We start from the raw sequence: 13,253 nt of genomic DNA, 5'->3' as shown, positions 1-13,253 counted from the left end.
ATTATCGTTTGATGAACATCTGGGTGTGATCTCCCTTGCCCGTATGCACCGCAAGTCTGTAGGTTCCCGGATTCAGTCTGGAGAGATCCAGTGTCGCCACATGATTCCTGTCAGGAGTCACGTCAGCTTTCATCAGCCGTTCGCCTACGGTCGTGCTGACGACAAGTTCCGCCTGCTTCACCTCAGGGTTGAGCAGTGCATGGATGTCTTTCCTGACCGGAATGGGATAGACCGCATAAACCGGTGCGGACTTCCGTTCAACGACACGGATCTGGAAAGAAGCGTCAGAGGAGGTCTGACGGCCATCTGTCGCAGACACATTGACACGTGTGATGCCCTTTGCCAGCGGCCGCAGCTGAAGATTGTCATTGCTGACGGCGGCAGAGGCGATGCTGCCGTTAGAGACATCGGCTTTGTACGTAAGGCGGTTCTTGCCGCTGTATGCGTAATGTCCCGTCAGGGGAATTGTCACGATGCCTTCATCCAGGCCGATGATACAGTCGCCGAACGGCTTTTCCAACTGCGGCGGGATATACTTGACGATTCTGAACGTAAAGCTCTTCTCTGCCTTTGCTCCCAAGTCGTCTGTGAGGATGAACGTACAGGTGTAACTGCCTGCCGCAAGTACAGGGACAAGGTGTACGGTCACTGTAGACCGGTTCAAGGTGTAGGAAACGCCCTGGGTCTCGCCCGCAGTCTTTATGTCCCAGCCATGTCCGTCAGGGTCGGAAACATTGAAACTGAAGGACTTCCGCTCGTCTTCGCCCACTTCGATGACCCCTTCCGGGAATCCGCTTGTCTCCGGGGCATGGTTGAGCTTCGTCGTACATTGCCGTATGACCGGTGCCGAGAGATTGCCCCAACGGTCCACAGCCACTACGGCAATGCTGTACGTCTTGTTGTCCTGAAGGTCGTTGAAAGTGTATTTCAACGTTTCGCCCAGACGGTGTCCCACACCGTTCACCTCCTTGTAGCTCATGTCCTTGAGACTTTCAGTCGTCAGATCGCCGGGGCTGATGTACAGCCGGTAGAAGGCTGCCGTCTTGTCCTCGTCCTTCGCAATGCTCCATTCAGCGGTGACATCCACGAAGTCAGGGGTCAGCGACAACGTCCCGACTTTCTCCGGTGCAATCTTCGTGTCAGATTCAAAGGCAGCCTCGGCGTCGATATATCCCCGGCCCAACTTCCCTTTGTATGCCGGGTTCTGTTCGTCGATGTTGTAAGGCCTGTATGCAGTCGTCAGCCGCGACTTCAATTCCTCGTTGGTGAAACCCTGCTTTCCGAAGTAGGAGGCGATAAGTGCGGCAATACCCGAAACGTGCGGGCAGGCCATGGATGTTCCCTGGAAGTAGGCGTAACCGGAAGCAGCCTTGCGCTTAGGGACGGTACTCAACACGCCGGCTTCCGTACCGTAACGGTCCTGGTCGCCGCCCGGCGCCATGATCGTGACCCATTTGGCATAATTGCTGTAACTTGCCTTCGTGAAATCCCAGGCCATGGCAGAGACCGAGACGGCCGGGGGATAGCAGGCCGGATAAGCCGAGAACTCCTTGTTCTCGTTGCCGGCAGCGAATACGACTACGCCTCCTTTCATCGGAGAGTCCGCCCGCTGCTGTCCGCTGGCATCACAGCCTGCCATCTTGATGAAGTAATCGATGGCCTCCTTCAGCAGCTGCGGCATTGCCGTGACACCCGCTGTGGACGCATATCCCCATGAGTTCTGGCAGATGACGGCTCCGTTGTCAGCCGCATACTTGATGGCAGCCGCCGCATCGCCCTGCTCGTTCTTCCTCCGGAAAATCTGACAGCTCATCAGCCGTACGCCGCTGCCGGCTGTCCCATCACCGCCGGCTATGCCGGCAACACCCTTTCCGTTGTTGTTACGTGCGCCGACCGTGCCGGCGACGTGTGTGCCGTGCCCTTCGTCATCAGGCTCTATCGTTCCTCCGACAACATCCTTCGCTTCAACAAAGTTGTAACCGTAGACATCGTCTATGAAACCGTTGCCGTCATCGTCGACACCAGGCTGTCCGTTCTTTTCCTTCTCGTTGACGTAGAGATTGTCCACAAGGTCCTCATGTGTAACGTCAATGCCGCCGTCGACAATGGCTACAATGACATTCTTCCTGCCGGTCGTGTATTTCTCCCATACCGGCCTGACGTTGCAGTCAGCCCCCTTCTTCGCACGGACGCTGACCGACCCGTCATTGTAATAATGCCACTGCTTTGCCAGAAGCGGGTCGTCAAATCCGCCTGCCGCCGCCTGCTGCATGGAAGCATCCGCGCCAGCTGCCGTATAAGGCTTTGCGGTGATTTCCGGCCGTGCAATGGGCAGGACACGTTCGGCGTATTCCACTCCCTTCGCCTTGCTGAATTGCTGTACGACTGCAGCAACATCCTTGCTGTCGTCGAAATAGACAGTGTACCAGCGGTCAAGTCCCGCTGCCACGGTCCGTGCCTCATAGACTCCTGCGGGCTTGAAGACCCTTTCCATCCTGTAGGCACCGGCGTATTGCATGGCGGAAGACATTGCCGAGGGCACGCTCTGCATCTCTACCTCCCCGCTTCGGGTAGCAGGCAAGGCGGCACTGGCGGCCTTCGACAGCTTCACATGGACACATCCCTTTACTGCAAAGAGGTCCTTGTCGATGTTAACGGAGCGTGTACCGCTGCCGGCTGCTTCCATGTCGATACTGTCCTGACACGACATGAGCATCATACCCGAGAGCGCACACGCACATAAAGATATAATGGTTTTCTTCATTACTGTTCTTTTCTATATTACTTCCTTACTTTGTGCTCTTTGAGCATACGCTCTATCTTTGCCATCCGCTGCTGCTTGCTTCCTTCAAAAACATTCTTCTTGTAAAGCACGCTGACCTGCATGACCGGCTGTCCGTCGTTCACATCGGAGAACTTACCGCCGGAGATAGCCAGCGTCAGATAATCGGAGCGGCGGGCATAGACATGATGCTGGCCGTTGTAACTGACGAACTCGAAACCGTTTGAAGTGAGCAGCCTGTCAAACTCACGGGTCACGAACCATTCGTTGCCATACTGCCAGATGCCCAGATTCGGCCGGCTGAAGCTCATGCTGTACTGCTCGACACTCCCTTCCTTGCCCTGCGGGGCAGGACTGTCACCGCCACGGGTATAGAAGTAGTAGGTGCGGGCTACCAGCGTCGGATCGGTCGTCTTGTAGACGATTGCTTCAACCTCACTGCTCTTGGAGACCTGCCGCTTCACCTCTTCGCTCTTCTTGCCTGCTTCGTACTCCTCTACTGCACCGACCTTCTTGTCAGCCTTGTCCAGAAGCTCGAGCGGGCCGAGCTCAAGGTGCCGGAACGTCTCATAATCACGGTCCTGCTCATGCATCTGATAGAAGAACAGCACGACACTGTTGTTGCTCTCCATAATGTCGACATCCATGGTGAAGTGCTCCCGCACATTGATGTAATGGTTCGGGTCTTTCTCGTCCCTCACGTAGCCGCTGCCTTTCAGGAAGTCCTGGAAAGCCTGCGACTTCACCGCATCGACGCCTTCCTTTACCAGCGAACGCGTATAAATGCGGGTGGGCACGAAATGCTTTGTGTCGTGAACGTAGACAACATCCTTGAACAAGGGAGAGGGGGTCTTGAAGAAATAGCTCTCCTCATAGATTCCGTTCTCTGCATCCGGCGCTCCGTACTCCGAGAGAATACTTCCCCGGCGGATTTCAAAGTCCATCATCCTGTGCAGGCTGAAAGGATTGCCCGGGTTGCAGGCCAGGATGAAGGTTGCCACACCCGGCTGCCTGACAGCAATGTCATGCGTTTTCCCACCGACTGATACAGTCAGCTTCGTTGTCCTTTCCACAGTACCATAGTTCGGTTTGGAAATGAATTTCAGGCCACGCTTCTTCTTGATGACCTGCATCCATTCGGGCTGTTCGCTCTGGTGCAGCTCGTACAGACTGCTTTCCATGTTCACGTCGACGGTCGTCGTACCGCCTGCCTGCGGCAGGACAACCTCGCCGTTGGCAATATCCAGTGAAAAGTCAGCGGCACTCTGTCTTACCATGATTTTCTCCACTGCCAGACCGCCGTCAACGAGGATGTAACTGCTCCGTTCCACGCCGGTCGTATTGGCATCCACCCTTACGGCAATCTCGTTCCCGCTCTGTGTGAGATGAATCCACGGCTTGGGTGTCGTGGCAATCCATTCTTTGCAGTTCGTGTTTACGGTAATGGTCTTCTCTCCCATCTGGTTGGAAAAGGTGATGTCTTTCTCTGAAACATTCAGCTGCGGTTGCTCAAAGCTGTCCTTTTCAGAACAGCCCGCCACCATCGCCAGTACCAGACACAGGAAGGCGAACCGCAGCAGCTTATGTAAATTCATTATACGCATATCAGGATAACATTTAAATAAGGTATAACAACCTGGCTAAAACTTCAACGTCTGCTTTGCCTCCATGAAGTTCCGGACCATCCTTGCCTGCGCCTTCACGGCCTTGCTGCCTGCACCGGACACTGACGGGTCGTAGCTGTAGAGCAGAGCGAGTGTCGGCACGTTGTTGTCGGCTACGCAGGTGACAGCGATGACAAGATGGTCACGTTCGCGGGCGAAGAAGTGATTGTTGCCGGAAGAACGGAGGTAAGAGAAGCCTTCCTCACCGAGTTTCTTCTTGATTTCATTCGTGGCAATCCATTTGTTCCCATATTTCCATACACCGAGGCTCGTGTCCTTGAAGAGCAGCGCACCGATCTGTACGCTCCCCAGTTTTGCAGGGACATTGCCGTCCTTGTCCGTCGTATAGAAGATGTGGATGCGGGCATAGGGAGCCGACGGACTTTCGTTCTTCTTCAACGTGTACTGAAGCTGTGACACTTCCGTGTCCTTGTTCTCGTTCATCGTGCGCTCTTCTTCCTTGCTGCCGGCATTCTTCTCATACTGTTCCACCTGCGCTACCTTCACGTTGTCGGCCTGCAGAAGCTCAAGCGGATAATAAGGAATCCTGTCGAAGGTCTTGTATTCTCCCGTCTGCTTCATCACCGGCGTGAAGGTAAGGTTGACGCCTTCGTTGTTCTCCTTTTCCGAGATGTAGATCTTCAACGAGAGCAGCTCCTTCTCGTTCATATATTCCCTGTCCGACTCGGAGTTGCTGCGCACATAACCGTTGTCGGAAAGGAACCGCCCGAAAGCCTTGTCCTTGACGGCCGCTATGGCCTTGGTGCCGTCGCCGACAGTGATGATCTGCGAGGGCGTAACGCCGTCAGAGCTGCAATACTGTATCAGTGTGAAGATCGGTGAAGGAGTGATGAACGTGTACATTTCCTCCAGGCCGTAGGCCGGCATCGCCGTCTGGTACTCGCGCAGATAGCTGCCGCGTCCCAGCTCGTATTCCATGATTCTGTGTACATCCTGCGGCGCACCGGGATTGATGGGAAGGATATAACGCTGGATGCCCGACTGCGACACGACGATCTCACGGGTGACGCTGCCGCTCTTGGCATACAGCTTCACTTCACGTTTCTGATAAGTATCGTTACGTCCGGCAACCAGCTTTATCTCTTCGTCAGACTTGACGATCTTGAGCCAGTCGACCTCTTCACTCGGCGTAACCTCATAAACCGACGAATTGGTCGTTACGTCGATTGTCTTTTCGCCGCCTGTCTGGGGCAGATAGATGGCGGTCGGGACAACGTCGAGCGTCACGTCGGCCGCACTCTGCTTCACCTCTATTTTTCCCGTGGCTCCGTTGGCGTTCACGAGCACGTAACCGGTACGCTCCGCCCCCATCTTGTTTTCTCCCACTTTCACTTTCAGGAGATTGCCGTCCTGCACCAGCGAAATCCAGTCGCCCTCCTGGGGAGACGAAGCTACCCAGCTGCTCTGGTTTGTTGTCACGCTGATGTTCCTTTCACCGACTCCCTTGTCAAACGCAACGTTGTTCTCCGAGAGAACCAGCGTCGGCAGCTCAAACTCGTCTTCCTTTGCACAGGAGAACAGGCAAAGAAGGATTCCGCCAAGGAAAAGGGAGTAAAAAGTCTTTCTTAAATTCATACTCTTCAAGGTTTTTGTCAGATAAAAATTATTTTGGATGATGTTCTGAAATTATATTGATAGTTCCCGGCAGGGACATGGATAATGGCACGACGACATCACTCCGGCATCCCGATACGGAGGAGCAAAGCCCTTTGCGAAGCGGCCCGGGCAGGTGATAATTCTTCATCGGTTATTGAGGATATGTAAATTCCTGTGCAAAGGTACTCCCTTCCTGCTGATACGGCAATACTCATTTATGAGTAATTTCCAGCAGTTTATGCGTGAAATCACATGAAAGTACGGTACAGGCAAAAGTCAAGACAAACGATAGACTGACACCCCCAACCGTCAGGGAATTCTGTTCCCAGCCGTCGGGAACAGGATTCCCAGCCGTTGGGAACAGGATTCCCGGCTGTTGAGAATATCCTTCCTCGTAAATTGTTTCTTTCAGACTTACTTTCCATTTTCTCACTTTTATTTGCTACCTTTGTAGCCCGATGCCGTCGGCACAACAGACATAAAGAGGCTGCTGAACGACAGGATGGACGGGAATATGCCGCCTGCATCACAGGACAATAACATAATAACATAAAACAAGAGGGAAGATGGACTTTTCGGATGTCATAGGACAGGATGCGGTCAGCAGCAGGCTCGTGCAGATGGTGAAGGAAGACCGACTGCCGCACGCACTGCTCTTCTGCGGTCCAGAGGGGACAGGCAAGATGGCGCTTGCCATGGCGTTTGCCTGCTATCTGCTTGCCGGTGACGAAGCCGGAGACACCGTTCCGACCTCTGTCTCCAACGCCAGGGCCATGCTCCGGCAGTGGGAACATCCCGACCTTCACTTCTCCTACCCCACCATAAAACTGCCCGGCATGAGCAGCGAACACCAGCCCGTGAGCAGCGATTTTGCCAAGGAATGGCATGCTCTCATCATGCAGGGAGCCTACTTCACCATGAACCAGTGGATGAAGCAGATGGGAGCGACCACGCAGCAGGCCATCATCACGGGGGCCGAGAGCGATGAACTGGCACGTGTACTGGCACTGAAATCAAGTCAGGGAGGATACAAGGTCGCCATTATCTGGCGACCTGAACGGATGAATCTCACCTCGGCCAACAAGCTGCTGAAACTCCTCGAAGAGCCCCCGCAGGGCACCGTCTTCCTCATGGTAAGCGAAGAACCGGAGAAGCTGCTCGAGACCATCGTCAGCCGTACACAGCGCATCGATGTGAAACGCATCGACGACGAAGCGGTGGAACAGGCGCTCATCGCACGGAGAGGAATCGATGCCGATGCGGCACACCGCATTGCACGCATCGCACACGGAAGCTGGCTGAAAGCCCTGGAGTCGCTGGACACCGGCAATGAAAGCCGCGAGTTCCTCAATATGTTCCAGATGCTCATGCGCCTCTGCTACCTCCGCAACGTGAAGGACCTCAAGCGATGGAGCGAGGTGACGGCAGGCTACGGACGCGAAAAGGAACGACGTATGCTTGTCTATTTCCAGCAGCAGGTACGAGAGAACTTCATGTTCAACTTCCGCAATCCGGAACTCAACTACATGACACTGGAGGAGGAGAACTTTGCAAAGAACTTCGCCCGGTTCATCAATGAAGCGAACGTCATCGAAATCAACGAACTGTTCCAGCGGGCCGGCCGGGACATAGGACAGAATGCAAATGCCAAGATCGTCCTCTACGACATGGCACTGAAGCTCATTGTCCTGCTGCTGAAGAAGTAAATGAAATCGGCAGCCGGCAGCCATCATCGCTTATCAACGTCCCCCCTCATCACTGCTTATTATTGCTTATCATCGCTTATCAACGCCCGCCACATCTCCTCTCTCCGAGGAATCCGGGGGCTTCCCAATATAAAAAACAATGGATTACAAAGATATGAAATTCAAGGTCTGGCACGGATGTGACCGAGGCCTATGCCATAAAGGCTGCGGCAGACAGGACCGCCAGCTGAACACTTTCGACTGGCTGGCCGACATCCCGGGCAACAACCAGACCACTGATCTCGTCGAGGTGCAGTTCAAGAATACCCGGAAGGGCTACTACCACAATGTCAACAACCTCGACCTCAAGAAAGGGGACATCGTGGCCGTGGAGGCCAATCCCGGACACGACATCGGGGTCGTCACACTGACGGGACGGCTCGTCAAGCTGCAGATAAAGAAAACCTCCTGCGTGAAGTCGCCCGACGACATCAAGCGTGTCTACCGCCTTGCAAAGGAGGTGGATATGCAGAAGTATCATGAAGCCAAGGCACGTGAGCACAAAACGATGATCGAAAGCCGGCAGATTGCCAAGGGACTGGGGCTGAAGATGAAGATCGGCGACGTGGAGTATCAGGGCGACGGCAACAAAGCCATCTTCTATTACATCGCCGACGAGCGGGTGGACTTCCGCCAGCTCATCAAAGACCTCGCAGCAGCCTTCCATGTGCGCATCGAGATGAAGCAGATCGGGGCACGGCAGGAAGCCGGACGCATCGGAGGCACGGGGCCTTGTGGACGCGAACTTTGCTGTGCTACGTGGATGAAGAACTTCTCCAGTGTCTCTACTACGGCAGCGAGAATCCAGGACCTTTCCCTCAATCCCACCAAGCTGGCGGGTATGTGTGCCAAGCTGAAATGCTGTCTGAACTATGAGGTGGACGACTACATGGAGGCTGCCCGGAAACTGCCGAGCAAAGAGGTGCTTCTGGAGACAATGGACGGTGAATACCATCTCTTCAAGACCGATATCCTCAGCGGACAGTGTACCTACTCTACCGACAAAAACCTCGGGGCCAACCTCGAGACCATCAGCGCCGAGCGGGCCAGAGAAATCATAGAGATGAACCGGCGTGGCGAAAAACCGCTCTCACTCCTCGAAGACGGAAAGGCCAGACCTGTCAAAAAACCTGTCGACCTGCTGGCTGGCGCTGACCTCAGCCGGTTCGACAAGGCAAAGAAACGCAGGAAAAACAACCCGCAGCGGGGCGGCAACGGACAGCAGACCAACCGGCGCAATTCACGTGATGGACAGAACACCTACCAGACACAGAACGACAGAAGACGTCCCCAGAATGACAACCGCAGGATGCCAAACGGCAACCGGAGACCTTACAGCGGACGGCATCCGGAACAGCAGCAGAACGGATCCACGATGGCGGCTTCCGATCGGAAAAACGAAAACAGACAAACTCGGCAAACGGAAAGAACACAGGAATGAGACTTAAGGTTTCCACCTTATTATATATGGCTGCACTTACGGCGACTGTCGCAGGTGCTGCCTCGTGCAGCGATTCTCGTACCTACGATCACTACGAGAGCGTTTCGCTCCAGGGCTGGACACGCAGCGACACACTCACATTCAATATCCCGCGACAGTGGGAAGGAACCTATCAGCTGGATCTCTGCATACGTGCTGCGCAGACCTATCCCTACCGCAGCATAAGCCTGCTCATGGAACGCAAGGTAACCAGTCACAGGCATCGAAAGAAGCAGGAGGTGATCTTCCATGATACCATCAATTGTAAAATAATCAATGAAAAAGGGATGCTGGAAGGAAAGAACGGTATCAGCACCACCGAGATACGCCGCCCCGTCACATCTTTCCACCTGAACCGCAACGACTCTCTGCACATTACCGTACACCATATCATGAGCCAGGATGCCGTCCCCGGAATCAGTGACATCGGTATCAGGCTGACACAGCAATAATCCGCTCCCATCATCTTCCAACGCCCTATTATCATCGCCTATCATCGCCTATCACTACTTATTTTCTACTGACCCGTAATAAATACTTATGAAATTGTGTGCTTAAGAGGATAGACTTGCAACTGGGTTTTAGGACTGACCCCCTATAACCGCCTATCATGGCTTATCACCGCCTGCCCCCAACAGAAAAAGGGAGAGCCCCGGAGATTTCTCTCCGGGGCTCTCCCGTGTCTGAAAGGAGGCGGCCACCTACTCTCCCGCATTGCATTGCAGTACCATCGGCGCAGGCGGGCTTAACTTCTCTGTTCGGAATGGGAAGAGGTGGGACCCCGCCGCAATAACCACCTGAATGTCTCCGGGACGGCGCTCCCGCGGAATGCACTTCCGCAGGGACGCGGCGCCCGTATGGGTGACGTATCGCACAGGCAGGACAGGAACCCGTCCCCCGGAGGGGGGAGGGGACAGCCGGAAGAGTGAGCGCCGGCCTCCCCGGCGCCGGAAAGGCGGGGGAGACCCGGAAGAAAGTCTCGGGCAATTAGTAGCGCTCGGCTTTGACGTCGCCGTCTTTACACCTGCGCCCTATCAACGTCATCGTCTCTGACGGCCCTCATGAGGAGTTCTAATCTTGCGGCCGGCTTCGCACTTAGATGCTTTCAGCGCTTATCCGATCCAGACTCAGCTACCCGGCGGTGCACCTGGCGGCACAACCGGCTGACCGGAGGTCTGTCCGCCACGGTCCTCTCGTACTAGTGACGGCACCACGCAAAACTCCAACGCCCACGATAGATAGAGACCGAACTGTCTCACGACGTTCTGAACCCAGCTCGCGTGCCACTTTAATGGGCGAACAGCCCAACCCTTGGGACCTTCTCCAGCCCCAGGATGTGACGAGCCGACATCGAGGTGCCAAACCACCCCGTCGATATGAGCTCTTGGGGGGGATCAGCCTGTTATCCCCGGAGTACCTTTTATCCTTTGAGCGACGGAGTTTCCATGCACGTCCGCCGGATCACTATGCCCTGGTTTCCCACCTGCTCGGCATGTCTGCCTCCCAGTCAGGCGCCCTTATGCCATTGCACTCCATGAGGCCGGTTACCGATCGGCCCGAGGGCACCTTTGGAAGCCTCCGTTACGCTTTTGGAGGCGACCACCCCAGTCAAACTGCCCGCCAAGCAGTGTCCGCGCCACAGGCGCGTTAGACCTCAGACAGCCGAAGGGCCGTATTTCAAGGGCGGCTCCGCGGACGCTGGCGCGCCCGCCTCGAAGCCTCCGGCCTATCCTACACATCGGATGACCGAGGTCAGTGCTAAGCTGCAGTAAAGGTTCACGGGGTCTTTTCGTCCCATCGCGGGTAATCGGCATCTTCACCGATACTACAATTTCACTGAGATCATGGTCGAGACAGCGTCCGGATCATTACACCATTCGTGCAGGTCGGAACTTACCCGACAAGGAATTTCGCTACCTTAGGACCGTTATAGTTACGGCCGCCGTTTACCGGGGCTTCAATTCGACGCTTCCCATCGCTGGTGACGTCTCCTCTTAACCTTCCGGCACCGGGCAGGTGTCAGGCTGTATACCTCATCTTTCGAGTTCGCACAGCCCTGTGTTTTTGTTAAACAGTTGCCTGGACCTATTCTCTGCGCCTCGTGTCGCCACGAGGACCCCTTATCCCGAAGTTACGGGGTCAGTTTGCCTAGTTCCTTGACCATGAATCTCTCAACGCCTCAGTATGTTCTACCCGACCACGTGTGTCCGTTTGCGGTACGGGTCGCAGTACCATTAAGTTTAGCGGATTTTCTCGGGAGTATGGTTACCTGCGCTCGGCGCTTCCCGGAGGAAGAGCCGTACTTTCGTGTTTCAGCTCCAGCGGCGGATTTGCCTGCCGCTGTCAAAGCCTACGCACTTAAACGCCCTGTTCCGTCAGGGCGCGGCAGTGTCACTGCTCCGTCTCCACGTCACTGATAATGCGAGTTGCGGAATGTTGACCGCATCTGCCATCGCCATCGCCGTTCGGCTGAGGCTTAGGACCCGACTGACCCCGGGCTGACTGGCATCGCCCGGGAAACCTCGGTCTTTCGGCGAAAGGGAATCCCACCCTTTTTATCGTTACTCATACCTACATTTGCTTTTCCATGCCCTCCAGGATCGGTCGCCCTCACCATTCAGCGGCCATGGAATGCTCCCCTACCGATACTTGCAATGCACATTGCTATCCCGCGCCTTCGGCATCTGCCTTATACCCGATTATTATCCACGCCCGGACCCTCGACCAGTGAGCTGTTACGCACTCTTTGAATGAATGGCTGCTTCCAAGCCAACATCCTGGCTGTCACGGGGACCAGACTTCGTTAGACTAACTCAGGCAGAATTCCGGGGCCTTAGACGGCGGTCTGGATTCTTCTCCTCTCGGGGACGGACCTTAGCACCCGCCCCCTTACTGCACGGCTGCAGTCCATGAGCATTCGGAGTTCGTCAGGTCTCGACAGGCGGTGAAGCCCTCTCGACCTATCGGTCGCTCTACCTCTCATGGATATCGCCGCACGCGGCACCTAAATGCCTTTCGGGGAGTACGAGCTATCTCCAAGTTTGATTGGCCTTTCACTCCTACACTCGCCTCATCGGGAAGCTTTTCAACGCTTATCCGTGCGGCCCTCCATCCGGTGTTACCCGGACTTCAGCCTGGGCAAGTGTAGATCACTTGGTTTCGCGTCTGCCCCGTCCGACTCGACGCCCTCTTCAGGCTCGCTTCCACTGCGGATGCGCGTCTCATGACGCTTATCCTCGCCGGACACGGCAACTCGTAGGTTCATTATGCAAAAGGCACGCCGTCACCGCTCGCGCGGCTCCGACCGCTTGTAGGCGCACGGTTTCAGGAACTCTTTCACTCCCCTCGCGGGGTGCTTTTCACCTTTCCCTCACGGTACTCGTTCACTATCGGTCTCACGGGAGTATTTAGCCTTGCCGGATGGTCCCGGCGGGTTCGCGCAGAATTCCACGTGTTCCGCGTTACTCAGGATACCGCTACGCCCCATCATGCTCCGGATACGGGACTGTCACCCGCTACGGTCCCGCTTTCCAGCGGGTTCTCCTCACAGTCAGGGTGCGACGGCGCGGTCCTACAACCCCGGCGGCGCATCGCTACGCAGCCGGTTTGGGCTACTCCCCGTTCGCTCGCCGCTACTGGGGGAATCATTCGTTTATTTTCTCTTCCTGGAGGTACTAAGATGTTTCAGTTCCCTCCGTTCGCCTCACCGCAGATGCGGTGATGACAGGCCTTCAGCCTGCCGGGTTGTCCCATTCGGAAATCCCAGGATCAACGGTCATTTGCACCTACCCGGGGCTTATCGCAGCTTATCACGTCCTTCATCGCCTCCGTGAGCCAAGGCATCCGCCATGCGCCCTTTCTTACTTTCTTCGCCTTCCCCGCGGGAAAACGCGGGGATGCAGCTCATACTTTCAGCTGTCTTTCAGATTCCATCCGGGGGAAAAAACCCCCGGAGAACGCCGGAC

Annotated in this window: 6 protein-coding genes and 2 rRNA genes; 3 read left to right on the top strand and 5 right to left on the bottom strand. The window is 55.4% G+C overall.

The window, feature by feature from the left end; translation table 11 throughout:
- Nucleotide 1 precedes the first annotated feature (1 nt).
- From J4864_RS10320 to J4864_RS10310, 3 genes are read right to left on the bottom strand one after another with little or no spacing between them, the layout of a single operon-like run.
- Complete coding sequence (locus J4864_RS10320; protein WP_211814814.1) at nucleotides 2-2,764, bottom strand: S8 family serine peptidase; 2,763 nt, start codon at nucleotides 2,762-2,764, stop codon at nucleotides 2-4.
- Between the two features lie 17 nt (nucleotides 2,765-2,781).
- A complete protein-coding gene (locus tag J4864_RS10315; protein WP_013672022.1) occupies nucleotides 2,782-4,386 on the bottom strand; it encodes a BACON domain-containing protein in 1,605 nt (534 codons plus the stop codon).
- A gap of 36 nt (nucleotides 4,387-4,422) precedes the next feature.
- A complete protein-coding gene (locus J4864_RS10310) occupies nucleotides 4,423-6,042 on the bottom strand; it encodes a BACON domain-containing protein (protein WP_007367355.1) in 1,620 nt (539 codons plus the stop codon).
- A 587-nt stretch (nucleotides 6,043-6,629) separates the two neighbouring features.
- Between J4864_RS10310 and J4864_RS10305 the strand changes: the two genes are divergently transcribed.
- The 3 genes from J4864_RS10305 (at nucleotide 6,630) to J4864_RS10295 (ending at nucleotide 9,740) form a co-directional block, all read left to right on the top strand.
- Nucleotides 6,630-7,769, top strand: a complete 1,140-nt coding sequence (locus tag J4864_RS10305; RefSeq protein ID WP_211814813.1) for a DNA polymerase III subunit — start codon at nucleotides 6,630-6,632, stop codon at nucleotides 7,767-7,769.
- A gap of 139 nt (nucleotides 7,770-7,908) precedes the next feature.
- Nucleotides 7,909-9,249 (top strand): PSP1 domain-containing protein, encoded by a 1,341-nt coding sequence (ricT, locus tag J4864_RS10300; RefSeq protein ID WP_211814812.1) that lies wholly within the window; start codon nucleotides 7,909-7,911, stop codon nucleotides 9,247-9,249.
- Nucleotides 9,246-9,740 carry a gliding motility lipoprotein GldH gene (locus tag J4864_RS10295; RefSeq protein WP_211814811.1) on the top strand — a complete coding sequence of 165 codons (495 nt, stop codon included), beginning with the start codon at nucleotides 9,246-9,248 and terminating at the stop codon, nucleotides 9,738-9,740. The genes ricT and J4864_RS10295 overlap by 4 nt, the downstream gene beginning before the upstream one ends.
- A 236-nt stretch (nucleotides 9,741-9,976) precedes the next feature.
- On the opposite strand, the gene rrf is transcribed toward J4864_RS10295, so the two are convergent.
- Together rrf and J4864_RS10285 are read right to left on the bottom strand one after the other, a co-directional pair.
- A 5S ribosomal RNA gene (gene rrf, locus J4864_RS10290) occupies nucleotides 9,977-10,089 on the bottom strand.
- Nucleotides 10,090-10,256: 167 nt separating this feature from the next.
- Nucleotides 10,257-13,158 (bottom strand): 23S ribosomal RNA (locus tag J4864_RS10285).
- Between the last annotated feature and the right edge of the window lie 95 nt (nucleotides 13,159-13,253).

Origin of the sequence: Prevotella multiformis, assembly GCF_018127985.1 — a bacterium.
Taxonomy (GTDB): Bacteria; Bacteroidota; Bacteroidia; order Bacteroidales; family Bacteroidaceae; genus Prevotella; species Prevotella multiformis.
This window is presented reverse-complemented; position numbering and strand designations above follow the sequence as displayed.

Excerpts from the sequence above, each read along its gene's own strand:
- J4864_RS10310 (WP_007367355.1), bottom strand. The coding sequence starts at position 6,042 with ATGAATTTAAGAAAGACTTTTTACTCCCTTTTCCTTGGCGGAATCCTT.
- J4864_RS10295 (WP_211814811.1), top strand. The coding sequence starts at position 9,246 with ATGAGACTTAAGGTTTCCACCTTATTATATATGGCTGCACTTACGGCG.
- J4864_RS10305 (WP_211814813.1), top strand. The coding sequence starts at position 6,630 with ATGGACTTTTCGGATGTCATAGGACAGGATGCGGTCAGCAGCAGGCTC.
- ricT (WP_211814812.1), top strand. The coding sequence starts at position 7,909 with ATGGATTACAAAGATATGAAATTCAAGGTCTGGCACGGATGTGACCGA.
- J4864_RS10315 (WP_013672022.1), bottom strand. The coding sequence starts at position 4,386 with ATGCGTATAATGAATTTACATAAGCTGCTGCGGTTCGCCTTCCTGTGT.
- J4864_RS10320 (WP_211814814.1), bottom strand. The coding sequence starts at position 2,764 with ATGAAGAAAACCATTATATCTTTATGTGCGTGTGCGCTCTCGGGTATG.